23 protein-coding genes are annotated in these 25,992 nt (G+C 68.6%); 6 read left to right on the top strand and 17 right to left on the bottom strand.

What is annotated here, in order from left to right; translation table 11 throughout:
• Window positions 1-2 precede the first annotated feature (2 nt).
• From NVV95_RS00785 to NVV95_RS00755, 7 genes are all read right to left on the bottom strand, one after another.
• A complete protein-coding gene (locus NVV95_RS00785) occupies window positions 3-332 on the bottom strand; it encodes a metal-sulfur cluster assembly factor (RefSeq protein WP_173180978.1) in 330 nt (109 codons plus the stop codon).
• A 4-nt stretch (window positions 333-336) separates the two neighbouring features.
• Window positions 337-1,101 (bottom strand): Fe-S cluster assembly ATPase SufC, encoded by a 765-nt coding sequence (gene sufC / locus NVV95_RS00780; RefSeq protein ID WP_259484633.1) that lies wholly within the window; start codon window positions 1,099-1,101, stop codon window positions 337-339.
• 1 nt (window position 1,102) lies between these two features.
• Window positions 1,103-1,432, bottom strand: a complete 330-nt coding sequence (locus NVV95_RS00775) for a non-heme iron oxygenase ferredoxin subunit (RefSeq protein WP_259484632.1) — start codon at window positions 1,430-1,432, stop codon at window positions 1,103-1,105.
• Window positions 1,429-2,607 (bottom strand): Fe-S cluster assembly protein SufD, encoded by a 1,179-nt coding sequence (sufD, locus tag NVV95_RS00770; RefSeq protein WP_259484631.1) that lies wholly within the window; start codon window positions 2,605-2,607, stop codon window positions 1,429-1,431. The genes NVV95_RS00775 and sufD overlap by 4 nt, the downstream gene beginning before the upstream one ends.
• Window positions 2,608-2,687: 80 nt before the next feature.
• Complete coding sequence (sufB, locus tag NVV95_RS00765) at window positions 2,688-4,106, bottom strand: Fe-S cluster assembly protein SufB (RefSeq protein ID WP_259484630.1); 1,419 nt, start codon at window positions 4,104-4,106, stop codon at window positions 2,688-2,690.
• A gap of 135 nt (window positions 4,107-4,241) precedes the next feature.
• Complete coding sequence (locus tag NVV95_RS00760; protein ID WP_259484629.1) at window positions 4,242-5,207, bottom strand: COX15/CtaA family protein; 966 nt, start codon at window positions 5,205-5,207, stop codon at window positions 4,242-4,244.
• Window positions 5,207-6,127 (bottom strand): heme o synthase, encoded by a 921-nt coding sequence (locus NVV95_RS00755; protein ID WP_259484628.1) that lies wholly within the window; start codon window positions 6,125-6,127, stop codon window positions 5,207-5,209. The genes NVV95_RS00760 and NVV95_RS00755 overlap by 1 nt, the downstream gene beginning before the upstream one ends.
• Before the next feature lie 138 nt (window positions 6,128-6,265).
• Here NVV95_RS00755 and tkt point away from each other — a divergent pair, with 138 nt between their 5' ends.
• The 6 genes from tkt to pgl are packed head-to-tail and all read left to right on the top strand — an operon-like array spanning window position 6,266 to window position 14,439.
• On the top strand, window positions 6,266-8,359 hold the full coding sequence (tkt, locus tag NVV95_RS00750) for a transketolase (protein ID WP_259484627.1): 2,094 nt from the start codon (window positions 6,266-6,268) through the stop codon (window positions 8,357-8,359).
• A gap of 39 nt (window positions 8,360-8,398) precedes the next feature.
• Window positions 8,399-9,505, top strand: a complete 1,107-nt coding sequence (gene tal, locus NVV95_RS00745; RefSeq protein WP_259484626.1) for a transaldolase — start codon at window positions 8,399-8,401, stop codon at window positions 9,503-9,505.
• Complete coding sequence (locus NVV95_RS00740) at window positions 9,502-11,106, top strand: glucose-6-phosphate isomerase (RefSeq protein WP_259484625.1); 1,605 nt, start codon at window positions 9,502-9,504, stop codon at window positions 11,104-11,106. Before tal ends, NVV95_RS00740 begins: the two co-directional genes overlap by 4 nt.
• 29 nt (window positions 11,107-11,135) lie before the next feature.
• A complete protein-coding gene (gene zwf, locus NVV95_RS00735) occupies window positions 11,136-12,677 on the top strand; it encodes a glucose-6-phosphate dehydrogenase (RefSeq protein ID WP_259484624.1) in 1,542 nt (513 codons plus the stop codon).
• Window positions 12,674-13,648: a glucose-6-phosphate dehydrogenase assembly protein OpcA gene (locus NVV95_RS00730; RefSeq protein ID WP_259484623.1), complete on the top strand. Its 975-nt coding sequence runs from the start codon at window positions 12,674-12,676 to the stop codon at window positions 13,646-13,648. Before zwf ends, NVV95_RS00730 begins: the two co-directional genes overlap by 4 nt.
• Before the next feature lie 20 nt (window positions 13,649-13,668).
• The gene (gene pgl, locus NVV95_RS00725) at window positions 13,669-14,439 is read left to right on the top strand and encodes a 6-phosphogluconolactonase (RefSeq protein WP_259484622.1); all 771 of its coding nucleotides are present in this window, start codon (window positions 13,669-13,671) and stop codon (window positions 14,437-14,439) included.
• Window positions 14,440-14,542: 103 nt separating this feature from the next.
• Here pgl and NVV95_RS00720 read toward each other — a convergent pair whose 3' ends face one another.
• The 10 genes from NVV95_RS00720 to uvrA form a co-directional block, all read right to left on the bottom strand.
• On the bottom strand, window positions 14,543-14,905 hold the full coding sequence (locus NVV95_RS00720) for an RNA polymerase-binding protein RbpA (protein WP_173180991.1): 363 nt from the start codon (window positions 14,903-14,905) through the stop codon (window positions 14,543-14,545).
• 11 nt (window positions 14,906-14,916) lie between these two features.
• Window positions 14,917-15,168, bottom strand: coding sequence for a preprotein translocase subunit SecG (gene secG, locus NVV95_RS00715; protein WP_173180992.1), 252 nt, complete (start codon window positions 15,166-15,168; stop codon window positions 14,917-14,919).
• Between the two features lie 59 nt (window positions 15,169-15,227).
• Entirely contained in the window at window positions 15,228-16,016 is a 789-nt protein-coding gene (gene tpiA, locus NVV95_RS00710) for a triose-phosphate isomerase (protein ID WP_259484621.1), read from the bottom strand.
• The gene (locus tag NVV95_RS00705; RefSeq protein WP_259484620.1) at window positions 16,007-17,221 is read right to left on the bottom strand and encodes a phosphoglycerate kinase; all 1,215 of its coding nucleotides are present in this window, start codon (window positions 17,219-17,221) and stop codon (window positions 16,007-16,009) included. Before NVV95_RS00705 ends, tpiA begins: the two co-directional genes overlap by 10 nt.
• A 73-nt stretch (window positions 17,222-17,294) precedes the next feature.
• Complete coding sequence (gap, locus tag NVV95_RS00700; RefSeq protein ID WP_259484619.1) at window positions 17,295-18,302, bottom strand: type I glyceraldehyde-3-phosphate dehydrogenase; 1,008 nt, start codon at window positions 18,300-18,302, stop codon at window positions 17,295-17,297.
• Window positions 18,303-18,405: 103 nt separating this feature from the next.
• Entirely contained in the window at window positions 18,406-19,029 is a 624-nt protein-coding gene (locus NVV95_RS00695) for a superoxide dismutase (RefSeq protein WP_259484618.1), read from the bottom strand.
• 85 nt (window positions 19,030-19,114) lie between these two features.
• Window positions 19,115-20,092, bottom strand: a complete 978-nt coding sequence (whiA, locus tag NVV95_RS00690) for a DNA-binding protein WhiA (protein ID WP_259484617.1) — start codon at window positions 20,090-20,092, stop codon at window positions 19,115-19,117.
• Window positions 20,093-20,118: 26 nt separating this feature from the next.
• The gene (gene rapZ, locus NVV95_RS00685; RefSeq protein WP_173180998.1) at window positions 20,119-20,994 is read right to left on the bottom strand and encodes an RNase adapter RapZ; all 876 of its coding nucleotides are present in this window, start codon (window positions 20,992-20,994) and stop codon (window positions 20,119-20,121) included.
• 43 nt (window positions 20,995-21,037) lie between these two features.
• Complete coding sequence (uvrC, locus tag NVV95_RS00680; protein ID WP_259484616.1) at window positions 21,038-22,960, bottom strand: excinuclease ABC subunit UvrC; 1,923 nt, start codon at window positions 22,958-22,960, stop codon at window positions 21,038-21,040.
• 9 nt (window positions 22,961-22,969) lie between these two features.
• Window positions 22,970-25,948, bottom strand: coding sequence for an excinuclease ABC subunit UvrA (gene uvrA, locus NVV95_RS00675; RefSeq protein WP_259485190.1), 2,979 nt, complete (start codon window positions 25,946-25,948; stop codon window positions 22,970-22,972).
• Between the last annotated feature and the right edge of the window lie 44 nt (window positions 25,949-25,992).

The following is a 25,992-nucleotide window of genomic DNA, read 5'->3' as shown; positions in this document are numbered from 1 at the left end:
GGTCAGATCGAGAAGCCGAGGGCGCGCATCATGTCGCGGCCGTCGTCGGTGATCTTGTCGGGGCCCCACGGCGGCATCCACACCCAGTTGATGCGGAACTGCTCCACGACGCCGTCGAGCGCCTCGGCGGTCTGCTCCTCGAGCACGTCGGTCAACGGGCATCCGGCGCTCGTGAGCGTCATCGAGATGACGAGCGCGTTCTGCTCGTCGTCCCAGTTGAGGTCGTAGATGAGGCCGAGGTCGACGATGTTGACGCCGAGCTCAGGGTCCATCACGTCTTTGAGAGCTTCTTCGACCTGGTCGAAGAGCTTCGGTTCGAGTGTCGTGACCATACCGTTATCCTACGTTCGCGCCCTGGAGAAAGCGATCGTAGCCCTCGTTCTCGAGGCGCACGGCGAGCTCGGGGCCGCCCTGCTCGGCGACCTTGCCCGCGACGAACACGTGCACGAAGTCGGGCTTCACGTAGCGCAGAATGCGGTTGTAGTGCGTGATCAGCAGGATGCCGAGGCCGGTGTTCTCCTTGGCCCGGTTCACACCTTCCGACACGATCTTGAGCGCGTCGACGTCGAGACCCGAGTCGGTCTCGTCGAGCACCGCGAACTTGGGCTTCAGCAGCTCGAGCTGCAGGATCTCGTTGCGCTTCTTCTCGCCGCCCGAAAAGCCCTCGTTGACGTTGCGCTCGCGGAACGACTTGTCCATCCGCAGCGCAGTCATCGAGGAGTCGAGGTCCTTGATCCAGCCGCGGATGGCCGGCGCCTGGCCGTCGATCGCGGTCTTCGCGGTGCGCAGGAAGTTCGACACCGACACACCCGGGATCTCGACCGGGTACTGCATCGCGAGGAACAGCCCCGCGCGAGCGCGCTCGTCGACCGACTTGTCGAGCATCTCCTCGCCGTCGAGCGTGACCGAGCCGCCCTCGACGTGGTACTTCGGATGCCCGGCGATCGCATAGGCGAGCGTCGACTTGCCCGACCCGTTCGGGCCCATGATGGCGTGGGTCTCGCCCTCGCCGACCGCAAGGTCGACGCCGCGGAGGATCTGCTTGGTCCCCTGCTCGGTCTCGACGCTCACGTGGAGGTCTTCGATCTTCAGAACCGACATGCTAATCAATCACTTTCGTCACGGTTGGGTCGATGTAGATGTCCCCGTCGACGACCTCGATCGCGAAGACGGGAACGGGCTCGTAGGCGGGCAGCGTCAGCGGCTTCCCGGTCTCGAGCGAGAACTTGGAGCCGTGGGCCCAGCATTCGAGTGTGTCGTCCTCAACGAAGCCCTCGGCCAGCGAGATGTCGCCGTGCGTGCAGGTGTCGCCGATGGCGTGGCACTCCCCCGCCGAGTCCTTCACCAGGGCGATCGCGACGCCGCCCACCACGACGCGGAGGGCCTGGTTCACGGGCACCTCGTCGAGGGCGCAGACCTTCTCGGAGCTCATGCGGCACCACCGTCGAGCGTCGGGGCGGCGGCCGCGGCCCGCACGACCTCGGCCTCGACGAGCTCGGCCTCGACCGCGGCGGTCAGCCGCTCCTCGAGGGCCGGCGAGCCGATCTGCGTGATGATCTCGGCGAGGAAACCGCGCACGACGAGGCGACGCGCCTCCTCCTCGGAGATGCCGCGCGACTGCAGGTAGAACAGCTGCTCGTCGTCGAAGCGCCCGGTCGAGGAGGCGTGGCCGGCCCCGACGATGTTGCCGGTCTCGATCTCGAGGTTCGGGATGCTGTCGGCGCGCGTGCCGTCGCTCAGCACCAGGTTGCGGTTCTGCTCGTAGCTGTCGGTGCCGTCGGCGTGGGGGCCGATCAGCACGTCGCCCACCCAGACGGTGTGGGCCTTCGCGCCCTGCAGCGCGCCCTTGTAGTTGACCCGGCTGCGCGTGTTGGCGGCCTGGTGGTCGATGTACGGGCGCTGCTCGAGGTACTGGCCGGCGTCGGCGAAGTAGAGGCCGAACGCGTCGGTCGACGAGCCCTGGCCCGCGAGGTGGATCGACGGGTTCACCCGCACGACACCGCCGCCGAGCGACACGATCACGTGCCGCAGGTTGGCGTCGCGGCCGACGGTGGCGAAGTGGCTCGAGAGGTGCACGGCCGAGTCGGCCCACTCCTGCACGGTCACGACGGTGAGCTGGGCGCCCTCCCCCACGACGATCTCGACGTTCTCGCTCAGCTCGGCGTCACCGCGGTGCTCCAGGATGACCGTTCCGCTGCTGTTCGGCAGGGCCTCGATCACGACGTGCGCCGCCCGCGGCGAGCGGTCGAAGTGCTCCCGGCGCACCAGCAGCTCCTCGGCCTCCTCGGACGAGACGGTGATCGTCAGCACCTTCTCCACGGCGCCCCAGGCGTTCGCCGAGGCGCGGTCCTCCGGAGTGCCGGCCACGCCGACCACGGCGGTCGCGCGGTCGACCCACTCGACGGAGGTGCCCGCCGACTCGGAGTACTGGAAGGCGACCGGGCCGCCGTCGAGGGCTCCCTCGGTCAGGTGCCGGATGCGGTCGAGGGGCGCGAACTTCCACTCGAACTCCCGGCCGGTGACGGCGGGGAAATCGGACACGTCGGTCGACGACGGGCGCTCCGATCGCGTCTGGACGGGAACGAGGGACGGTGAAGCGAGGGCCATCTAGCCTGCGTTTCCTTTCGGCGGGGTCGACCCGGTGGTCGGGTGGGCGAGGGTGCCCGGGTGAGCGAGGGGTGGCACGGTCATCCGACCGAGCCCTCCATGCCCATCTCGATCAGCTTGTTCAGCTCGAGGGCGTACTCCATGGGCAGCTCGCGGGCGATCGGCTCGATGAAGCCGCGCACGATCATGGCCATGGCCTCGTCTTCGGGCAGGCCGCGCGACATCAGGTAGAACAGCTGCTCCTCGGAGACCTTCGAGACCGTGGCCTCGTGCCCGAGCTGCACGTCGTCGACGCGGATGTCGATGGCCGGGTAGGTGTCGGAGCGGGAGATGGTGTCGACCAGCAGCGCGTCGCAGCGCACGGTGTTGGCCGAGTGGTGGGCGTTCTCGTCGACCCGCACCTCACCGCGGTAGCCGGCGCGGCCACCGCCCCGCGCGATCGACTTCGAGACGATCGACGACTGGGTGTACGGCGCCATGTGGATCATCTTCGCGCCGGCGTCCTGGTGCTGGCCGGGGCCCGCGAAGGCCACCGAGAGCGTCTCGCCCTTGGCGCGCTCGCCCGCGAGGTAGATGGACGGGTACTTCATCGTCACCTTGGAGCCGATGTTGCCGTCGATCCACTCCATCGTCGCGCCCTCGTGGGCGATCGCCCGCTTGGTGACGAGGTTGTAGACGTTGTTCGACCAGTTCTGGATGGTCGTGTAGCGCACGCGGGCGTTCTTCTTCACGATGATCTCGACGACCGCCGAGTGCAGCGAGTCGCTCTTGTAGATCGGCGCCGTGCAGCCCTCGATGTAGTGCACGTAGGAGCCTTCGTCGGCGATGATCAGCGTGCGCTCGAACTGGCCCATGTTCTCGGTGTTGATGCGGAAGTAGGCCTGCAGCGGGATCTCGACGTGCACACCCTTCGGCACGTAGACGAACGAGCCGCCCGACCAGACGGCCGTGTTCAGCGCGGCGAACTTGTTGTCGCCCGAGGGGATGACCGAGCCGAAGTACTCGTCGAAGAACTCGGGGTGCTCACGCAGCGCCGTGTCGGTGTCCATGAAGATGACGCCCTGGGCCTCGAGGTCTTCGCGGATCTGGTGGTAGACCACCTCGGACTCGTACTGCGCGGCCACGCCGGAGACGAGGCGCTGACGCTCCGCCTCGGGGATGCCGAGCTTCTCGTAGGTGTTCTTGATGTCGTCGGGCAGGTCGTCCCACGTGGTGGCCTGCTTCTCGGTGGAGCGCACGAAGTACTTGATGTTGTCGAAGTCGATGCCCGAGAGGTCGGCGCCCCAGGTGGGCATGGGCTTGCGGCCGAAGATCTGCAACGCCTTGAGGCGCGTCTTGAGCATCCATTCGGGCTCGTTCTTCAGGGCCGAGATGTTCTCGACCACCGCTTCGTTGATCCCGCGGGTCGCCGTGGCTCCGGCGGTGTCGGAATCCGACCAGCCGAATTCGTACACGCCGAGGTTCTCGAGTTCTGGCCGGTCGATCAATACGTCTGACATGGCTGACTCCATTCCTTGCAGCTGGCAACCTCTACCGTTAGGGACAACTGGACAGAGGTCTTCGACATTCCATCGTCACACCGAAATGCCCGTCGATTCGCGGACTCGGAGCAGATTGTGTGTCGGGAGCGGAACCTAGGCCTTGAGGGCCGGTTCCTGATCTTTCATTGTATACGTGCTGGGTGCGGGTGGGGCCCAGAGCTGCGGATGCACGTCCAGCAGCACGCGCAGCGCACCGACCCACACCAGGGCCGAGCCGAGCAGGTGCAGCACGACCATCCACTCGGGCAGCCCGAGCAGTGCCTGCGCGACGCCGAGCACGGCCTGGAGCAGCACCACGACGACGAAGGTGGCCGCGCGGCGGCGGGCGAGCGTGGCGCCCGGAACCCGGGAGACCAGCACCAGCACGGCCACGCCGAGCACGAGCGACAGCGTGCCCAGGATGCCGTGGGCGACGGTCACGTGCTCCCAGACGAAGGGCATGCGCGGCACGTCGGCCGAGTCTCCGGCGTGCGGGCCGGTTCCGGTGACGAGGGTGCCCACGACGATCAGCACGGCCGTGACGGCGACCAGCACCCAGGCCAGCGGGCCGACGGTGCGGGGGAAGTCGACGGCGGCCGACTGGCCGCGATGCGCACGGTGCCACGTCAGCGTGGTCGTGGTGAGCAGCGCCATGGCCATCACGAAGTGCATCGCGACGACCCAGGGGTTGAGGTCGGTGCGCACGGTGACGCCGCCGGCGATGGCGTTGGCGACCACGAGCCAGAACTGCGACCAGGCCAGCCGGGTCATGCTGCGCACGCGGGGCTTCTGCAGCCGCGCCGCGACGATCGCCCAGCCGACGGCCACGATCAGAACGCCCGTGAGGGCCCGGTTGGCGAACTCGATGAACCCGTGGATGCCCAGCTCGGGAGTCGTGGCGATCGACGAGCCGTCGCACGTGGGCCAAGTGGGGCAGCCGAGGCCCGAGCCGGTGACGCGCACGACCCCGCCGGTGACGATGATGAGGATGCTCACGACGAGTGCCGCGGTCGTGCCCCAGCGCAGGGCGCGGGGGGTGAGCGTCACGCGGGCGGCGAGCCAGCTGAACGGGGTGGACATCAGAACGGCAGCAGCGGGTCGATCGCGACGGCGAGGAAGACCAGCGTGAGGTAGGTGATCGAGCCGTGGAACACGCGCATCGGCTTGATGCTGAGATCGCGGATGGAGCGGCTGTACAGCCGGTGCGACTCGTAGAGGAACCAGGCTCCCGCGAGGACGGCGGTGGCGGTGTAGACGAGCCCCATGTGGCCGACCGGGATGAGCAGCAGCGAGCACGCCACCATCGCCCAGGCGTAGAGCACGATCTGCAGGCCCACGACGACCCGGCCGCGCACCACGGCGAGCATGGGCACGCCGGCGGTCTTGTAGTCGTCGCGGTACTTCATCGACAGCGGCCAGTAGTGCGGCGGCGTCCAGAGGAAGATGATGCCGAACAGGATGAGCGCCTCCCAGGAGAGGGAGTTCGTGACGGCGGCCCAGCCGATGAGCACCGGCATGCAGCCGGCGGTGCCGCCCCAGACGATGTTCTGCGGGGTGCGGCGCTTCAGCACCAGCGTGTAGAGCAGCACGTAGATGAGGATGGCGACCAGCGCCAGCGCGGCGGCGAGGTAGTTCGTGGTGAGCGCGAGCCAGACGATCGAGACGACGCCGGTGGCCCAGGCGAAGACGAGGGCTTCACGGTCGGAGAGCACTCCGGTGACCAGCGGCCGTTGCGAGGTGCGATCCATCAGCCGGTCGATGTCGCGGTCGATGTAGCAGTTGAACGCCGAGGCGCTGCCGGCCGACAGTGCGCCGCCGACCAGCGTGGCGAGCACCAGCCAGAGATTCGGGATGCCCCCCTGCGCCAGGATCATCACGGGGAAGGTCGTGACGAGCAGCAGTTCCATCACACGCGGCTTGGTGAGGGAGATGTAGCCCCGCACCTTGTCCATCGCGCTGACCTGCCGTTCGGCCACCCGGCCGTCTACCGCTACGTCCATTACTCCTCGTCACGTGACCATCGCTGTCCCCGATGTCAAGTGTATTGGATCGAACGGCTGCGCCCGTCCGCCTCGATATGATTGGAGAACCCGGGCCTTGAACTGGTCCGCACACTCGAGAAGGGGTCGAATTTCCTCGTGGCTACACTCCAATGGGAACCCATTGACGACAAAGCAGTTACCACCGCCAAGATCCTCGCGGCCGACGCCGTGGAGAAGGTCGGCAACGGGCACCCGGGCACGGCGATCAGCCTCGCTCCTGCCGCGTACCTGCTGTTCCAGAAGGTCATGCGCAAAGACCCCGCCGATCAGGACTGGCTCGGTCGCGACCGCTTCATCCTCTCCGTGGGCCACTCCTCGCTCACCCAGTACATCCAGCTCTACCTGGGCGGCTACGGCCTCGAGCTCGACGACCTGAAGGCGCTCCGCACCTGGGGTTCGCTCACCCCCGGCCACCCCGAATACGGCCACACCAAGGGCGTCGAGATCACCACCGGCCCGCTCGGCCAGGGCCTCGCCTCCTCGGTCGGCTTCGCCTACGCCCAGCGCTTCGAGCGCGGTCTGTTCGACCCCGAGGCCGAACCCGGCACCAGCCCGTTCGACCACTTCACCTACGTGATCGCCGGCGACGGCGACATGGAGGAGGGTGTCACCAGCGAGGCGTCCTCGCTCGCCGGCCACCAGCAGCTCGGCAACCTGATCGCGATCTACGACTCGAACCAGATCTCGATCGAGGACGACACGAACATCGCCTTCACCGAAGACGTCAAGGCCCGCTACGAGGCCTATCACTGGCACGTGCAGGTGGTCGACTGGAAGAAGACGGGCGAGTACGTCGAAGACGTGCAGGCCCTCTTCGACGCGATCGAGGAGGCGAAGGCCGAGACCTCGAAGCCCTCGCTGATCATCCTGAAGACCATCATCGGGTGGCCGTCGCCGAAGAAGCAGAACACCGGCAAGATCCACGGCTCGGCGCTCGGCGCCGACGAGCTGAAGGGCCTCAAGGAGATCGTCGGCTTCGACCCGGAGCAGCACTTCCAGGTCGACGACGACGTCATCGAGCACACCCGCAAGGCGCTCCAGCGCGGCTCCGAGGAGCGCGCGGAGTGGCAGAAGGGCTTCGACGCCTGGGCCGCCGCCAACCCCGAGAAGAAGGAGCTGCTCGACCGTCTCGAGGCCGGCGAGCTCCCCGAGGGCCTCGAGGATGCGCTCCCCGTGTTCGAGGCGGGCAAGGACGTCTCGACCCGTGCCGCGTCGGGCAAGGTCATCAACGCCCTCGCTCCCGTGCTGCCCGAGTTCTGGGGCGGTTCGGCCGACCTCGCCGAGTCGAACAACACCACCATCGAGTCGGCCGCGTCGTTCGTGCCGTCGGAGCACTCCACCCACGAGTGGTCGGGCAACCCCTACGGCCGCGTGCTGCACTTCGGCATCCGCGAGCACGCGATGGGCTCGATCCTGAACGGCATCGTGCTGCACGGCAAGACCCGCCCGTTCGGCGGCACCTTCCTCATCTTCAGCGACTACATGCGCCCCGCGGTGCGTCTGGCCGCCCTGATGAAGGTGCCCTCGATCTTCGTCTGGACCCACGACTCCGTGGCCCTCGGCGAAGACGGCCCGACCCACCAGCCGGTCGAGCAGCTCACCGTGCTGCGGGCCATCCCCGGGCTCGACGTCGTGCGCCCCGCCGACGCCAACGAGGTCGGCCACGCCTGGCTGACCATCCTCGGCCGCAAGCACAACCCGGCCGGCATCGCGCTCACCCGCCAGAACATCCCGGTGTTCGAACGCGGCGACGGCGACGCCTCCGGTGAGGTCTTCGCCTCGGCGAAGAACGTCTCGAAGGGCGCGTACGTGCTCGCCGAGGCGCCGAACGGAACCCCCGACGTGATCTTCATCGCCACGGGCTCCGAGGTGCAGCTGGCCGTCGAGGCCCGTTCGATCCTCGCCGGCGAGGGCATCAACGCCCGCGTCGTCTCCGCGCCCTCCCTCGAATGGTTCGAGGAGCAGAGCGAGGAGTACAAGGAGTCCGTGCTCCCCGCCGCCGTCAAGGCCCGCGTCTCGGTCGAGGCCGGCATCGACATGGGCTGGCGCACGTACATCGGCGACGCCGGCCGCAGCGTGTCGATCGAGCACTTCGGTGCCTCGGCCGACTACAAGACGCTGTTCCGCGAGTTCGGCATCACCGCCGAAGCGGCGGTCGAAGCCGCCAAGTCGTCACTCGCCGCGCTCTGAGTCCGCTCAGACGGCCGAGAAATCAAGAGAGAAGAAGAAATGACTGAGAACACTCAGAAGCTGTCCGACGTCGGGGTCTCGATCTGGCTCGACGACCTGTCGCGCGAGCGCATCTCCTCCGGCGGGCTGCAGAAGCTCATCGACGAGAAGAACGTCGTGGGCGTCACCACCAACCCGACGATCTTCGCGGCCGCGCTCGCCAACGGCGAGTCGTACAGCGAGCAGGTCGCCGCGCTGGCCGCCACGAACACCGACGTCACCGACGCCGTGTTCGAGATCACCACCGACGACGTCGCCGCGGCCAGCGACATCTTCAAGCCGATCTACGACGCCACCAAGGGCTTCGACGGCCGCGTCTCGATCGAGGTCGAGCCGGGTCTCGCGCACGACGCCCAGGGCACCATCGCCCAGGCGAAGGCGCTGTCGGCCAAGGTCGACCGCGAGAACGTGCTGATCAAGATCCCCGCGACCGTCGAGGGCCTCGAGGCGATCACCGAGACCATCGCCGCCGGCATCTCGGTGAACGTCACGCTGATCTTCTCGCTCGAGCGCTACCGCGACGTCATCAACGCCTACCTCTCCGGCCTCGAGAAGGCCAAGGAGGCGGGCCACGACCTGTCGAAGATCCACTCGGTCGCCTCGTTCTTCGTGTCGCGCGTCGACACCGAGATCGACAAGCGCCTCACCGCCATCGGCACCGACGAGGCGCTCGCGCTGAAGAGCAAGGCCGGCATCGCCAACGCCCAGCTCGCCTACGAGGTCTGGACCCAGGCCTTCGCCACCGAGCGCGCCCTGCTGCTGCTCGAGGGCGGCGCGAACACCCAGCGTCCGCTCTGGGCGTCGACCGGTGTGAAGGACCCGAGCGTTCCCGACACCGCCTACGTCGTCGAGCTGGCCGCCCCGTCGGTCGTCAACACGATGCCCGAGAAGACCCTCGAGGCCCTCTCCGACCACGGCGAGGTGCGCGGTGACACCATCGCCCACTCCTACGCCGAGGCCAACAAGGTGCTCGACGCCATCGGCGCCCTGGGCATCTCGTACGCCGAGGTCACCGAGCTGCTCGAGAAGGAGGGCGTCGAGAAGTTCATCGTGTCCTGGAACGAGCTGCTCGACACCGTCACCGCCGCCCTGAAGGCTGCTGAATGACGATCGCCATCCATGTGTCGGGCGACGCGCGAGCGGCCGTCCAGGCACAGGTCCCGGTGCTGGTGGGCGACCTCGTCGCCTCCGGCATCACCGCGCTGAACCCCACGCTGTGGGGTTCAGCCGCGGAGGCGGAGGCCTCCAAGCGGCTCGGCTGGGTCGAGGCAGTCTCCGTCTCGCGTCCGCTCGTCGCCGAGATCGAGGCGCTGCGCGCCGAGTTCCTCTCCGCCGGGATCGACCACTTCGTGCTCGCGGGCATGGGCGGCTCCTCGCTCGCCCCCGAGGTCATCACGAAGACACTGGGTGTCGAGCTCACCATCCTCGACTCGACCGCGCCGGAGCAGATCCGGGCCGCGCTCGATGACCGTCTGGCCTCGACGGTGCTGATCGCCTCGTCGAAGTCGGGCGGAACGCTCGAGACGGACAGCCAGCGCCGGGCCTACGAGGCGGCGTTCCGCGCCGCGGGCATCGACCCGGCCGAGCGCATCGTGATCGTCACCGATCCCGGTTCGCCGCTCGAGGCCGAGGCCCGGGCGGCCGGCTACCGCGTGTTCCTGGCCGACCCCGACGTGGGCGGGCGCTACTCGGCGCTCACCGCCTTCGGGCTCGTGCCCTCGGGGCTCGCCGGTGCGGCGATCGACGAGCTGCTCGACGAGGCCGAGGCGATCTCGCTGAACCTCGCGGAGGACGGCGACGAGAACTTCGGCCTCATCCTCGGGGCCGCGATCGCCGGAGCCACCCCGCTCCGCGACAAGACCGGCATCGTCTCCGACGGAACCCACATCGTGGGCTTCGCCGACTGGGCCGAGCAGCTGATCGCCGAGTCGACGGGCAAAGACGGCAAGGGTCTCCTGCCCGTCGTGCTCGACGTCGACTCCCCCGAGCTGTCCGAGCACCTGCCCGATCTGCAGATCGTGCGGCTGGTCGCCGACGCGAACGAGTTCCACCTGCGCGAGCGTCACCCCGGCGAGGTGCTGATCAGCGGTTCCCTGGGGGCCATGCTGCTCACCTGGGAGTACGCGGTCGCCGTCGCCGGGCGCCTGCTCGGCATCGACCCGTTCGACCAGCCCGACGTGGAGTCGGCGAAGCAGGCCGCCCGCGGTCTGCTCGACTCCCGCCCCGAACCCGAGGCGCCCGCGTTCGTCGACGACGGCATCGAGGTGCGCGGCACGGCCGGCGTGATCTCGGGAGCGACGTCGGTGCGCGCATCCGTCGACGCCCTGATCGGCTCGCTGCCGGCGAACGGCTACCTCGCGGTCATGGCGTACGTCGACCGCACGGCGCTGCCGCAGCTCGCCGAGCTGCGCGACCTGCTCGCCGCCCGCTCCGGGCGTCCCGTCACCTTCGGCTGGGGCCCCCGGTTCCTGCACTCGACGGGGCAGTACCACAAGGGCGGCCCGGCCACCGGCGTGTTCCTGCAGATCACCGCCGACACCGGCGCCGACCTCGCCATCCCCGACCGCCCGTTCAGCTTCGGCCAGCTCATCCAGGCCCAGGCCGCGGGTGATGCCGCCGTCCTCGAGCAGCACGGCCGGCCCGTGCTGCGACTGAACCTCACTGACGCGTCCCTCGATTCCGCGACCCTCCTCAGCGTCCTGCGCTGAGGAGGTCCGGCCCCGAACCTAGGAGATCAATGCCTCCCGTTGAGATCACCCCGGAGTACAACCCGCTCCGGCTTCCCACAGATCGCCGTCTGAACCGCATCGCGGGCCCCTCCGGCCTCGTGATCTTCGGTGTCACCGGCGACCTCTCGCGCAAGAAGCTGATGCCGGCGGTCTACGACCTCGCCAGCCGCGGCCTCCTGCCGCCCGGCTTCTCCCTCGTCGGCTTCGCCCGGCGCGACTGGGAGGACCAGGACTTCGAGCGCGTCGTGCACGACGCCGTCAAGGAGCACTCCCGCACCCCGTTCGACGAGGACGTGTGGCGTCAGCTGTCCGAGGGCATCCGCTTCGTCTCGGGCGAGTTCGACGACGACGCGGCCTTCGAGCAGCTGAAGGAGACGATCGACGAGCTCGACCGCGACCGCGGCACGATGGGCAACTACGCCTTCTACCTGTCGATCCCGCCGAAGGCGTTCCCGCTCGTCACCGAACAGCTGCGCCGCTCCGGGCTGGCCGACCAGCAGGAGGGCCGCTGGCGCCGCGTCGTCATCGAGAAGCCCTTCGGCAGCGACCTGAAGACCGCCCGCGAGCTGAACGACGTCGTCGAGTCGGTCTTCCCGGCCGACTCGGTGTTCCGCATCGACCACTACCTCGGCAAGGAGACCGTCCAGAACATCCTGGCGCTCCGCTTCGCGAACCAGCTCTACGAGCCCATCTGGAACGCGAACTACGTCGACCACGTGCAGATCACCATGGCCGAGGACATCGGGGTGGGCGGCCGTGCCGGCTACTACGACGGCATCGGTGCGGCGCGCGACGTCATCCAGAACCACCTGCTCCAGCTGATGGCCCTCACGGCCATGGAGGAGCCGATCTCGTTCGACGCCGCCGACCTGCGCGCCGAGAAGGAGAAGGTGCTCGCCGCGGTGAAGCTGCCCGACGACCTCAGCACGGTGACCGCCCGCGGGCAGTACTCCGGCGGCTGGCAGGGCGGCGAGAAGGTGCTCGGCTTCCTCGAGGAAGACGGCATGAACCCGCAGTCCACCACCGAGACCTACGCCGCGGTCAAGCTCGACGTGGGAACGCGCCGCTGGGCCGGGGTGCCGTTCTACCTCCGCGCCGGCAAGCGCCTCGGCCGTCGCGTCACCGAGATCGCGGTCGTGTTCAAGCGCGCCCCGCAGTACCTCTTCGCCGAGAGTCAGACCTCGGAGCTGGGGCAGAACGCCCTGGTGATCCGGGTTCAGCCCGACGAGGGAGTGACCATCCGCTTCGGCTCGAAGGTGCCGGGCGCCGGCGTGCAGGTGCGCGACGTCACCATGGACTTCGGCTACGGCCACGCCTTCACCGAGGCGAGCCCCGAGGCCTACGAGCGGCTCATCCTCGACGTGCTGCTCGGCGACCCGCCCCTGTTCCCGCGTCAGCGCGAGGTGGAGCTGTCGTGGATGATCCTCGACCCCATCGAAGAGTACTGGAGCACCCAGGGCCAGCCCGAGCAGTACCGTCCCGGAACCTGGGGCCCCGCTTCGGCCGACGAACTGCTGGCCCGCGACGGAAGAGTTTGGAGACGCCCGTGATCGTCGATCTGCCCGACACCACCACCAGCAAGATCTCGAAGTCCCTGGTGAAGATCCGCGAGGAGGGCGGCGCCGTCGCCCTGGGCCGGGTGCTCACCCTCGTGATCGTCACCTCGCTCGGCGAGGAGGAGGACGCCATCGAGGCGGCCAACGACGCCTCCCGTGAGCACCCGATGCGCGTCATCGTGGTCTCCACCGACACCGCGAACGACGGCATGAACACCGGCCGGGGTGCGCGTCTCGACGCGCAGATCCGCGTCGGCGGCGACGCCGGGGCGAGCGAGGTCGTCGTGCTGCGCGCCTACGGCGCCGCGGCGAGCGACCAGGAGGGGCTCGTGACCGGGCTGCTCCTCTCCGACGCCCCCGTGGTCGTCTGGTGGCCCGGCGCGGCACCCGACGACGTGTCGACGTCCGACCTCGGCCGCATCGCGACCCGCCGCATCACCGACTCGTCGAACCAGCCGAACCCCTACGAGGCGCTGCTGCGCCGGGCCGAGAGCTACGCCCCGGGCGACACCGACTTCGCCTGGACGCGCCTCACCCTGTGGCGCGCCCAGCTCGCCGCGGTGCTCGACCAGCCGCCCTACGAGCCGGTCACGGCCATCGAGGTCTCCGGCGCGTCCGACTCCCCCTCGACCCTGCTGCTCGCCGCCTGGCTGCGGCACCAGCTGCAGGTGCCCGTGAAGTACGGTCTGCTGTCGCGGTCGAACGGGTCGAGCGGTATCCACGGCGTGATCCTCACGCGGGAGAGCGGCGACATCGAACTGGTGCGCGACGTGCCCAACGTGGCCCGTCTCAGCCAGCCCAACCAGCCCACCCACGACCTGTCGCTGCCGCGCCGCAATCTGCGCGACTGCCTGGCCGAGGAGCTGCGACGGCTCGATCCGGACGACCTGTATGGTGAAGTGATCTCCCAGGGGCTGTCCGAGCTGCTGGAGTCGAAAGACGCCGGCGTCCGCGACGCGGTCTGACAGGGTAGGGACGATATTCGATGACCACTGACCGCCGAGTCCTCGTGCACCCCGACAAGGAGTCCCTCGCGGGCTCGGTGGCCGCACGGTTCATCACCAAGATGATCGACATCCTCGACGAGTTCGACGAGGCGAACGTCGTGCTCACCGGAGGCACGATGGGCGAGAAGGTGCTGGAGGCCATCCGCACCTCCCCCGCCTCGCACTCGATCGACTGGTCGCGCATCACCTTCTGGTGGGGTGACGAGCGCTTCGTGGCCCGCGACGATGCCGACCGGAACGAGCTGCAGGCGCGCCGCGCGCTCCTCGACCACGTTCCGGTCGACGAGTCGAAGGTGCATGCGTTCCCCTCGTCCGACGACGGCATCGACCTCGACGAGGCGGCCCGGGTCTACGCCCGGGAGCTCGCCGAGGCCGCGCCGGAGGGCAAGGAGTTCCCGCGCTTCGACATCATGTTCCTCGGTGTCGGGCCCGACGGGCACATCGCCTCGCTCTTCCCCGGGCACGACGAGATCCGCATCACCGACGCCACGGTGGTGCCGGTGCGCAACTCGCCCAAGCCTCCGCCCGAGCGCCTGAGCCTCACCCTTCCGGTGCTCCAGTCGGCCGACCGCATCTGGATGGTGCTCGCCGGTGCCGACAAGGCCTCGGCTATCGGCTTGGCCCTGGCGGGCGCGAGCGTCGACGAGGTTCCGGTCGCCGGCGCCCAGGGGCGCAAGCGCACCGTGTTCTTCGTCGACCAGGAGGCTGCGGCCGAGGTTCCCGAGGCGCTGATCGCTCCCAGCTACTGAGGTTCATCCCGGCGGCGCCGGGTACGCGAAAGGGAGGCTCTCGAATCGAGAGCCTCCCTTTTCCGTGCTGACGTGCCGACGTGCTGCTGTGCTTCGGTCCGAGCTACTTGGCGACCGTGCCGCGACGCTCGCGCAGCTGGGTCAGAGCGTCTTCGAGCAGCTGCTCGGCCTCCTGCTCGGTGCGGCGCTCCTTCACGTAGGCGAGGTGCGTCTTGTAGGGCTCGAGCTTGGCGACCGACGGCGGGTTGGCCTTGTCGCGACCGGCGGGCAGACCCGAGGTCGGGCAGTCGATGACCTCGGGGATCTCCTCGTCGGGCAGGTTCGCCGCGAAGTAGCGCACCGTCTCGTTGCCGAGGGCGTCCCAGTACGAGACCTGGATGCGCTCCGCGTGGAAACCGCGGTCCTGCTCCCCCATCGGACCGGCGCCGACGCGCGATCCGCGGATCGCACTTCCTCCTGAAGCCATTCGTATTCCCCCTACAGTCCCGTGTCGAACTTGGTGATCAGCCCGAGCACGATGATGCTGGCGACCCAGACGAGCCCCAGGATGACGGTGATGCGGTTCAGGTTGCGCTCGGCGACGCCGGACGCTCCCAGGTTGGACGTGACGCCGCCGCCGAACATGTCGGACAGACCGCCACCGCGCCCCTTGTGGAGCAGGATGAGGAGTGTCAGAAGCAGGCTCGTGATGGCGAGAACCACCTGGAGGATGACCTGAAGGATTTGCACTGCTTGCCTTTCACATACGTCGGTAGCGGGGTTGCTTCCCCCGAAGACCAGAGGTCAGTCTACACTCCAACGTGCTTCTGGTAGCGGACGATGGCGGCGAACTCCGTCACGTCGAGGCTCGCGCCGCCGACGAGGGCTCCGTCGACGTTCGGCTCACGCATGAAGCCGGCGATGTTGCCCGACTTCACCGAGCCGCCGTAGAGGATGCGGGTCGCCGCGGCCGTGTCGTCACCGAGCTTCTCGGCGAGCACGGCGCGCAGCGCGGCGCCCACCGTCTCGGCCTGCTCGGGCGTGGCGGCCTGACCCGAGCCGATGGCCCAGACCGGCTCGTAGGCGACGACGATGTCGACGCCGGCCTTGAGGCCCTCGATCGCCGCGGTCAGCTGCGCCACGGGCACGGCGCTCTGGCCGTGCTTCTCGAGGTCGTCGGCGGTCTCGCCGACGCAGATGATCGGCACGATGCCGTGCTTCACGGCCGCCTTGGTCTTGGCCGCGACGATCTCGTCGGTCTCGCCGTGCAGCGTGCGCCGCTCGGAGTGGCCGATGATGACGAACTTCGTGTCGAGCTGGGCGAGGAACTGCCCCGAGATCTCGCCGGTGTAGGCACCGGACTCGTGCTCGGAGATGTCCTGCCCGCCGTAGGCCAGCGACAGCTTGTCGGCCGCCACCAGGGTCTGCACCGACCGCAGGTCGGTGAACGGGGGGAACACCGCGACCTCGACGTCGTCGAAGCTGTGCTTCGCGTCGTCGAGCGACCAGGCGAGCTTCTGCACGAAGGCGATCGCCTGCAGGTGGTCGAGGTTCATCTTCCAGTTGCCCGCGATCAGGGGCGTGCGCTTCAGGACCATCCGAGGACCTCCAGGCCGGGGAGACGCTTGCCCTCGAGGAATTCGAGACTGGCACCGCCTCCGGTTGAAATGTGACCGAACTGGTCGTCAGTGAAGCCGAGGGCGCGAACGGCCGCGGCCGAGTCACCGCCTCCGACCACACCGAGGCCGTCGACCTCGGTGAGGGCCTGCGCCACGGCTTTGGTGCCGGCCGCGAAGGGCTCGAGCTCGAATACGCCCATGGGCCCGTTCCAGAACACGGTCTTCGAGTCGGCGATGATCTCCGCGAACGCGGCGGCGGTGTCGGGGCCGATGTCGAGCCCGAGACCGGATGCACCGAACGGCGTCTCCTCGATGGAGTCGGCCGAGGTGACCGCGGTGTCGGCGTCGGCGCCGAATTTCGAGGCCACGACGATGTCGGTCGGCAGCACGATGCGCACGCCCAGCTCGTCGGCCTTCGAGAGGTAGCCGCGCACGGTGTCGAGCTGGTCCTCCTCGAGGAGGCTCGAGCCCACGGCGTGACCCTGGGCCTTCAGGAAGGTGAAGAGCATCCCGCCGCCGATGAGGAGCGTGTTCACCTTGGGAAGCAGGTGGCCGATCACCCCGAGCTTGTCGGAGACCTTCGAGCCGCCGAGCACCACGGTGTAAGGACGCTCCGGGTTCGCGGTGAGACGGTCGAGCACCTCGAGCTCGGTCTGGATGAGGAGACCCGCGGCGCTCGGCAGCAGCTCGGCGAGGTCGTAGACGCTCGCCTGCTTGCGGTGCACCACGCCGAAGCCGTCGGACACGAAGGCGTCGCCGTAGGCGGCCAGCTTCTCGGCGAACGCGCGGCGCTCCCCCTCGTCCTTGCTGGTCTCGCCGGGGTTGAAGCGCAGGTTCTCGAGCACGACGATCTGACCGTCCTCTAGGGCGGCCACCGCATCCGTCGCCTCGTCACCGACGGTGTCGTGGGCGAACGCGACGGGGGCGTCGAGCAGCTCGCCGAGGCGCTTCGCGACGGGCTCGAGTGAGTACTTGGCCTCGGGAGCGCCGTCGGGGCGGCCGAGGTGGCTGACGACCACGACGCGGGCGCCCTGCTCGAGCAGCGCGGTGAGGGTGGGGAGGCTCGCGCGCACGCGGCCGTCGTCGGTGATGACCCCGTCCTTCACAGGAACGTTGAGGTCGCAGCGGACGACGACACGCTTGCCGGCGAGCGATCCGAGGGAGTCGAGGGTGCGGAGCGTCACGGGATCGCTTTCAGTCAGGAGCCGGTGGTGCCCGGACGCGCAGAGCGAGGGGGCACCACCGGCTGAGGGGTTGCTACAGCTTGGCGGCGACGAACTCGGCGATGTCGACGAGTCGGTTCGAGTAGCCCCACTCGTTGTCGTACCAGGAGGCGACCTTGACCTGGTTGCCGATCACCTTGGTGAGGCCGGCGTCGAAGATCGACGAGTGCGGGTCGGAGACGATGTCGCTCGACACGATCGGGTCTTCGGTGTAGCTCAGGATGCCCTTGAGGTCGCCCTGGGCGGCGTTCTTGTACGCCTCATTGATCTGCTCGACCGTGGCCGGGTTGGTCAGCTCGACGGTGAGGTCGGTGATCGAACCGGTCGGAACCGGCACGCGCAGCGCGTAGCCGTCGAGCTTGCCCACGAGCTCGGGGATGACGAGGCCGAGGGCCTTCGCCGCACCGGTCGAGGTGGGGATGATGTTCAGCGCGGCGGCGCGGGCACGACGGAGGTCGCTGTGCGGGCCGTCCTGCAGGTTCTGGTCGGCGGTGTACGCGTGCACCGTCGTCATCAGGCCGCGCTCGATGCCGAAGTTGTCGAGCAGCACCTTGGCGAGCGGCGCGAGGCAGTTCGTGGTGCAGGAGGCGTTCGAGATGATGTCGTGCACCTGCGGGTCGTAGGTGCCCTCGTTCACGCCGAGCACCAGGGTCGCGACGTCGTCGCCGGTGGCGGGAGCCGAGACGATGACCTTCTTCGCGCCGGCGGTGATGTGCTTGCGCGCGTCGTCGCTCTTGGTGAAGCGGCCGGTCGACTCGATGACGATGTCGACGCCCAGCTCGCCCCAGGGGAGGTCGGCGGGATCGCGCTCGGCGAGCACGATGATCGGCTTGCCGTTGACGACGATCTTGTCGCCGTCGAGCGTCACGTCGGCGTCGAGGCGGCCGGTGATGGAGTCGTACTTGAGAAGGTGCGCGAGCGCCTTGTTGTCGGTCAGGTCGTTGACGGCGACGATCTCGATGTCGCTGCCCTTGGCGAGGGCGGCGCGGAAGAAGTTACGGCCGATACGGCCGAAGCCGTTGATGCCGATCTTTACGGACACAGATTGCTCCTGTTGCTGGGGCCCTGTCGGGCATGTGGTGGTGGGTAGCCGTGGAGAAGGATGCCGGGGCGACCGGCGTGGTCGGCCCCGGCATCCGGCGTCGCTATGACAGTACCAGCAGGCCTTCGGTCTTCGTGCGGGCCGCCTCGAGGCGGGCGGCGACGTTCGACCAGTTGGCGATGTTCCACACCGCCTTGATGTAGTCGGCGCGCACGTTGAGGTAGTCGAGGTAGTAGGCGTGCTCCCAGACGTCGAGCATGAACAGCGGCACGACGCCGAACGGCACGTTGCCCTGCTGGTCGAACAGCTGGAACACGGTGAGCTGCCGGCCGATGACGTCCCAGCCGAGCACGGCCCAGCCCGAGCCCTGCACGCCGAGCGCGACGGCGGTGAAGTGGGCCTGGAACTTCTCGAACGAACCGAAGGCGTCGTCGATGGCCGCGGCCAGCTCGCCCTCGGGGGTCTGGGTGTCGGGGGTCAGGTTCGTCCAGAACACCGAGTGGTTGACGTGCCCGCCCAGGTTGAAGGCGAGGTCCTTCTCCAGTTTGTTGACGTTCGCCAGGTTGTCGGATGCGCGGGCCTCGGCCAGTGCGGCGAGGGCCGTATTGGCGCCGGCCACGTACGTCGCGTGGTGCTTGTCGTGGTGGAGCTGCATGATCTTGCCGCTGATGTGGGGCTCGAGCGCAGCGTAGTCGTACGGCAGCTCAGGCAGAGTGTACTCAGCCATTGATGATCTCCTCGTTCTAGAGGCCGCCGGCCGGATGAGCGGCGGCTGTGAGTGACCTGATCAGTCTATTCCCGCTGGGGCGGGATCAGTCGTCGAGGTCGGGCGGAAGGTTGGCCTCCGTACCGGGGATTCCCAGGTCGACGGCCTGCTTGTCGGCCATCGCGAGCAGGCGGCGGATGCGGCCGGCGATCGCGTCCTTCGTCATGGGCGGGTCGGCGTGGTGGCCGAGCTCGTCGAGGCTCGACTCCCGGTGCGCCAGTCGCAGCTCGCCGGCGTACTTGAGGTGGTCGGGGATCTCGGGGCCGAGGATCTCCATGGCACGCTCGACGCGGGCGCAGGCGGCGACGGCGGCTTGCGCCGAGCGGCGGAGGTTCGCGTCGTCGAAGTTCACCAGGCGGTTCGCCGTGGCGCGCACCTCGCGGCGCTGGCGCATCTCCTCCCAGGTGGTCACCGTCTTGGCGGCGCCCATCACGGAGAGCATCGCGGCGATGGCCTCGCCGTCGCGGATGACGACACGGTGCACGCCGCGCACCTCGCGGGCCTTGGTGGCGATGCCGAGCCGGGAGGCCGCGCCGACGAGCGCCATGGCCGCCTCGTTGCCGGGGCAGGTGACCTCGAGGGCCGCCGAGCGTCCGGGGTCGGTGAGCGAGCCGGCGGCGAGGAACGCGCCGCGCCAGACGGCCGCCAGGTCGTCTCGGCCGCCCGTGGTCAGCCGGTTGGGGAGGCCGCGGATGGGGCGCCGCCGCGCATCCAGCAGCCCGGTCTGACGGGCCAGGGTCTCGCCGCCCTCGATGACGCGCACGAGGAAGAAGCCCTCGCGTCGGACGCCCGAGGGCGCGACCTTCGAGACGTCGCCCTTCACGCCGTAGAGCTCGGCCAGGTCGCGCAGCACGCGCTTGACGATGTCGGCGGTGTCGAGCTCGGCCTCGATGGCGATGCGGGACGAGATGAGGTGCAGCCCGCCGGCGAAGCGGAGGACGGTCGCGAGCTCGGCCGCGCGGACCGTCGTCTTGGTGACGACGACCCGGGCGAGCTCGTCTTTCACATCGGCTGTGAGAGCCACTATTCAGAACCTTCTTCTGTTGCTGGTCACTCGCGACCGAGGTCGCGGTGCTTGACGTTGACCACCACGCCGGGGAAGGCGCCGATCAGCTCGGAGAGCTCGCGGGCGATGGCGACGGAGCGGTGCTTGCCGCCCGTGCAGCCGATCGCGATGGTCGCGTGGCGCTTGTTCTCGCGCTGGTAGCCGGCGAGCACCGGCTCGAGGGCCTTGGCGTAGGCCTCGACGAACTCGCGCGCGCCCGACTGCCCGAGCACGTACTCGCTCACCTCGGGGTCGAGCCCCGTGTGGGCCCGCAGTTCGGGCACCCAGAACGGGTTGGGCAGGAAACGGGCGTCGGCGATGCCGTCGGCATCGGTGGGCGCACCGTACTTGAAGCCGAAGCTCATCACCGTGACCTGCACGCCGGCCGTGTCGGCGTGCGAGAACTTCTCCTGCACGACCGTGGCGAGCTGGTGGATGTTCAGGTCGGAGGTGTCGATGATGATGTCGCTCGACTCCCGGATGGGGCTGAGGCGCGAACGCTCGGCCCCGATGCCGTCGAGCAGGGTGCCGTTGCCCTGCAGCGGATGCGGTCGCCGCACCTGCTCGAACCGCCGCACCAGCGCCTGGTCGGTGGCCTCGAGGAACACCACGCGCAGCTGGGTGCCGCTGCGGAGCGCCTGGATCATGTCTTGCAGGTCGGCGAAGAAGTCGCGCCCGCGCACGTCGACCACCGCGGCGATGCGCGGCAGGGTCGACCCGGCGTGCTCGGCGAGATCGACGAGCGGCCTGAGCATCTGCGGCGGGAGGTTGTCGACGACGTACCAGCCCAGGTCTTCGAGGGCGTTGGCCACGGTGGACCGGCCCGCCCCCGACATGCCCGTGACGATCAGCACTTCCTGCTGCTGAGGTGAGTCGGACATCACACGCTTTCGCTCTGGGGATCGGGACGGGATGCTGTCAAGCCTACCGGTGCAGGGTGGTGCGGATCTGCTCGGCGAGAAGCGGACCGATGCCCTTGACCTCGGAGATCGCCGCGACATCGGCCTTCTTCAGCTCGGCGACCGAGCCGAAGTGCCGCAGCAGTTCACGCACCCGTGAGGGGCCGAGGCCGGGCACCTCGGTGAGCACGCTGGCGATGTCGCGCTTGCGCCTCGAACGCTGATGCGTGATGGCGAAGCGGTGCGCCTCGTCGCGGATGCGCTGGATCATGAACAGCGCCTCGCTGCCGCGGGGCAGGATGACCGGGTAGTCGCTCTCGGGCAGCCAGATCTCCTCGAGCCGCTTGGCGATGCCCGCGAGGAAGATGCCCTGCACGCCCGACTCCTCGAGGGCCCTGGCCGCCGCGTTGACCTGCGGCTGGCCGCCGTCGACGATGAGCAGGTTCGGCGGATAGGCGAATTTCTTCTTGCGCTCGGGCTCGACCGGCCCCTCCCCCTCGGCGAAGACCTGCGTCTGCGCCTCGAGGGCGGCCTTGGCCTCGGCGGCCACCGCTTCGGGGCTCTCGTCGGTCTTCAGGTAGGCGAGCCGCCGGGTGATGACCTGGTAGATCGACTCGGTGTCATCTGTCGAATCGGCGATCGAGAAGCGGCGGTACTGGTCTTTCCGGGCCAGGCCGTCTTCGAAGACGACCATCGAGGCCACGATGTTCGTGCCCTGCAGGTGCGAGACGTCGTAACACTCCATGCGCAGCGGGGCGTCGGTCATGCCGAGCGCCTCCTGGATGTCGGTGAGCGCCTGCGAGCGGGCGACGAAGTCGGAGGAGCGCCGGGTCTTGTAGAGCATCAGGTTGTTCTTGGCGTTCATCGTGGCGGTCGACATGAGCGCCGCCTTCTCGCCGCGCTGCGCCGTGCGCAGATGCACCTGGCCGCGGCCGCGCCGCTCGCCGAGCCAGGCCTCGAGCTCGTCGGTGTCGTCGGGCAGCGCCGGCACGATGATCTCCTTCGGCGGCACCTCGCCCTCGTAGGCCTGGAGGAGGATCGTGTCGACGAGCTCGCCCGTGTCGATGTCGATCTCCTTGTCGACCGTCCACGAGCGCTCGCCCCGGATGCGCCCGCCGCGCACGATGAACTGCTGCACACTGGCGGCCAGTTCGTCGTGCTCGATGCCGAAGAGGTCGGCGTCGACCTTGTCGCGGAGCACCACGGCGCTCTTCGCGAGCACGGCCTCGAGGGCCTGCAGCTGGTCGCGGTACTTCGCGGCCGCCTCGTAGTCCTGACGTTCGGCCGCGGCCTTCATGTTCTTGGTCGCCGCCGTGACGAAGCGCTTGTCGCCGCCCGCCATGAAGGCCACGAAGTCGTCGACCACCTTCCGGTGCTCCTCGATCGTGACCTTGCCGGAGCAGGGGCCGCCGCAGCGGCCGATCTGACCCGGGAAGCAGGGGCGGCCGGTCTGCATCGCGTGCTTGTAGCTCGAGTCGGAGCAGGTGCGGATGGGGAAGGCCTTGATCATCAGGTCGATGGTGTCGCGCACCGCCCAGATCTTCGGGTAGGGCCCGAAGTACTTGGCGCCCTTGATGCGGTGGTTGCGGGTCACCATCACCCGGGGCGCCTCGTCGCCGAGCGTCACCGCCATGAAGGGGTAGGTCTTGTCGTCCCGGAACTTGACGTTGAACGGCGGGTCGAACTCCTTGATCCAGGTGTACTCGAGCTGCAGCGACTCGATGTCGGTCGCCACCACCGTCCACTCCACGCCGGAGGCGCTCAGCACCATGCGGCGGGTGCGCTCGTGCAGGCTGCGGAGCGGCGCGAAGTAGTTGCTCAGGCGGGCGCGGAGGTTCTTCGCCTTGCCGACGTAGAGCACGCGGCCCTTCGCGTCCTTGAAGCGGTAGACGCCGGGCTGGGTGGGGATCTCCCCCGCCTTGGGGCGGTAGGAGACGGTGTCTGCCATGGGCCGTCGCTACTTCGTCAGGGCGGGCTGCTTCTCCGCCTTGTCGGCCGCGGTCTTGCGCGGTCGTCGGGTCGGAGCCTTGTCGGCGCCCGAGCGGGGAGCCGGCAGCACCTCGGCCAGGAAGTGCCCGGTGTGGCTCGCCTCGACCTTGGCCAGCGCCTCGGGGGTGCCCGAGGCGATGATCGTACCGCCTCCCGAGCCGCCCTCGGGCCCGAGGTCGATCAGCCAGTCGGCCGACTTGATCACGTCGAGGTTGTGCTCGATGACGATCACCGAGTTGCCCTTGTCGACCAGGCCGTTCAGCACCATGAGGAGCTTGCGCACGTCTTCGAAGTGCAGACCGGTGGTGGGCTCGTCGAGCACGTAGATGCTGCGGCCGTTGGAGCGCCGCTGCAGCTCGGTGGCGAGCTTGACGCGCTGCGCCTCGCCGCCCGAGAGCGTCGTGGCGCTCTGGCCGAGCCGCACGTAGCCCAGGCCGACCTCGACCAGGGTGTTGAGGAAGCGGTGGATGGCCGAAATGGGCTCGAAGAACTCGGCCGCCTCGCTGATCGGCATGTCGAGCACCTCGGCGATGTTCTTGCCCTTGTAGTGCACGCTCAGGGTGTCGCGGTTGTAGCGCGCTCCCCCGCAGACCTCGCACGCGACGTAGACGTCGGGCAGGAAGTTCATCTCGATCTTGATCGTGCCGTCACCCGCACAGGCCTCGCAGCGGCCTCCCTTGACGTTGAAGCTGAAGCGACCGGGCAGGTAGCCCCGCGCCTTCGCCTCGGCGGTCTCGGAGAAGAGGGTGCGGATGCGGTCGAACACACCCGTGTAGGTCGCCGGGTTCGACCGCGGCGTGCGGCCGATGGGCGCCTGGTCGACGTGCACCACCTTGTCGAGGTTCTCGAGCCCGGTGACGCGCTTGTGCTTGCCGGGGAGCTTGCGCGCGCCGTTGAGCTTGTTGGCGAGCACCCGGTAGAGGATGTCGTTCACGAGGCTCGACTTGCCCGACCCGCTCACGCCGGTGACGGCGGTGAGCGTTCCGAGCGGGAACTCGGCCGTGACGTTCTTGAGGTTGTTCGCCTCGGCGCCGACCACCGTGATGACGCGCTTCTTGTCGATCGGCCGGCGCTTCGTGGGCACCTCGATCGCCTTGCGCCCCGACAGGTAGTCGCCCGTGAGCGACTCCGTGTTGGCCAGCAGCTCGTCGTAGTGGCCCGAGTGCACGACGGTGCCGCCGTTCACGCCGGCGCCCGGCCCGATGTCGACGATCCAGTCGGCGGTGCGGATGGTGTCTTCGTCGTGCTCGACGACGATCAGCGTGTTGCCGAGGTTCTTCAGCTTCACGATGGTGTCGATGAGGCGGCGGTTGTCGCGCTGGTGCAGACCGATCGACGGCTCATCGAGCACGTAGAGCACGCCGGTGAGGCCCGACCCGATCTGGGTGGCCAGACGGATGCGCTGGGCCTCGCCGCCCGAGAGGGACCCCGCGGCGCGGGCCAGGTCGAGGTAGCTCAGGCCGACCTCGATCAGGAAGTCGAGCCGGGCGCGGATCTCGCGCAGCACCTGCGCACCGATCATCGCCTCGCGGTCGGTGAGAGTGAGCGTGCCCATGAACTGCTGCGCGTCGCTGAGGCTGAGCTCGGCGACGTCGGCGATGCTGTGCTCGTTGACCGTCACGGCGAGCACCTCGGGCTTCAGCCGCTTGCCGTTGCAGACGGGGCAGGGCACCTCGCGGAGGTACTCCCCCCAGCGCTGGCGCTGCGAGTCGCTCTCGGCCTGCAGGAACTGGCGCTCGATGTAGGGCATGACCCCCTCGAAGCCCGAGGTGTAGCTCATCTCACGGCCGTAGCGGTTCTTCCACTTGACCTTGACCTCGAAGTTGTCTCCGCGCAGGATCGCCTCGCGCACCTCGGGGGTGAGCTTCTTCCACGGGGTGTTCAGCGAGAACTTCAGGTCGCGGGCGAGGCCGTCGAGCAGCTTCTCGTAGTACTGGAACAGGCCCTTGCCCTGCGTCGTCCACGGGATGATGACGCCGTCGTTGATGCTGAGGTCTTCGTCGCCGAGCAGCAGATCTTGGTCGACCGACATGCGGGTGCCGAGGCCCGAGCACTCGGGGCAGGCGCCGAAGGGGGCGTTGAACGAGAAGGTGCGCGGCTCGATCTCGGAGAGCTGGATGGGGTGCTGGTTCGGGCAGCTGAGCTTCTCGGAGAAGGTCGCCCAGGCCTCAGGCCCGTTCTCGTCGACGTAGTTGATCTGCACGAGGCCGTCAGTGAGCCGCAGCGCGGTCTCGAGCGAGTCGGTGAGCCGCCCGAGGATATCGGGCCCGGCGACCAGGCGGTCGACGACGACCGAGATGTCGTGCTTGAACTGCTTCTTGAGCTTGGGGGCGTCGGAGAGCTGGATCATCTCGCCGTCGACGATGGCCCGGGAGTACCCGCTCGCGCTCAGCTCCTTGAAGAGGTCGACGAACTCGCCCTTCTTCTGCGAGACGACGGGGCTGAGCACCTGGTAGCGAATGCCCGGCTCGAGCTCCATCAGCTGATCGGCGATCTGCTGCACGGTCTGCGCCGAGATGCGCTCCCCGCAGATGGGGCAGTGGGCGATGCCGATGCGCGCCCAGAGCAGGCGCATGTAGTCGTAGATCTCGGTGATCGTGCCGACGGTGGAGCGCGGGTTGCGGTTCGTCGACTTCTGGTCGATCGACACCGCGGGGCTCAGCCCCTCGATGAAGTCGACGTCGGGTCGGTCGACCTGACCGAGGAACTGGCGCGCGTAGGCGCTGAGGCTCTCGACGTAGCGGCGCTGACCCTCGGCGAAGATGGTGTCGAACGCGAGGCTCGACTTGCCCGAGCCCGACAGGCCCGTGAACACCACGAGCGAGTCGCGCGGGATCTCGATGTCGACGTCGCGCAGGTTGTGCACCCGGGCGCCTTTGACCGTCAGCTTCCCGAGGGAATTGAAGGGCTTGACGGCAAGGGAATCAACGTTCTCTACGTTCGAAATCGACACCCCTCAACTGTACGTGGACCCACCGACACTGACGTCCC

Origin of the sequence: Herbiconiux gentiana (assembly GCF_024978135.1) — a bacterium.
Taxonomy (GTDB): domain Bacteria; phylum Actinomycetota; class Actinomycetes; order Actinomycetales; family Microbacteriaceae; genus Herbiconiux; species Herbiconiux gentiana.
This window is presented reverse-complemented; position numbering and strand designations above follow the sequence as displayed.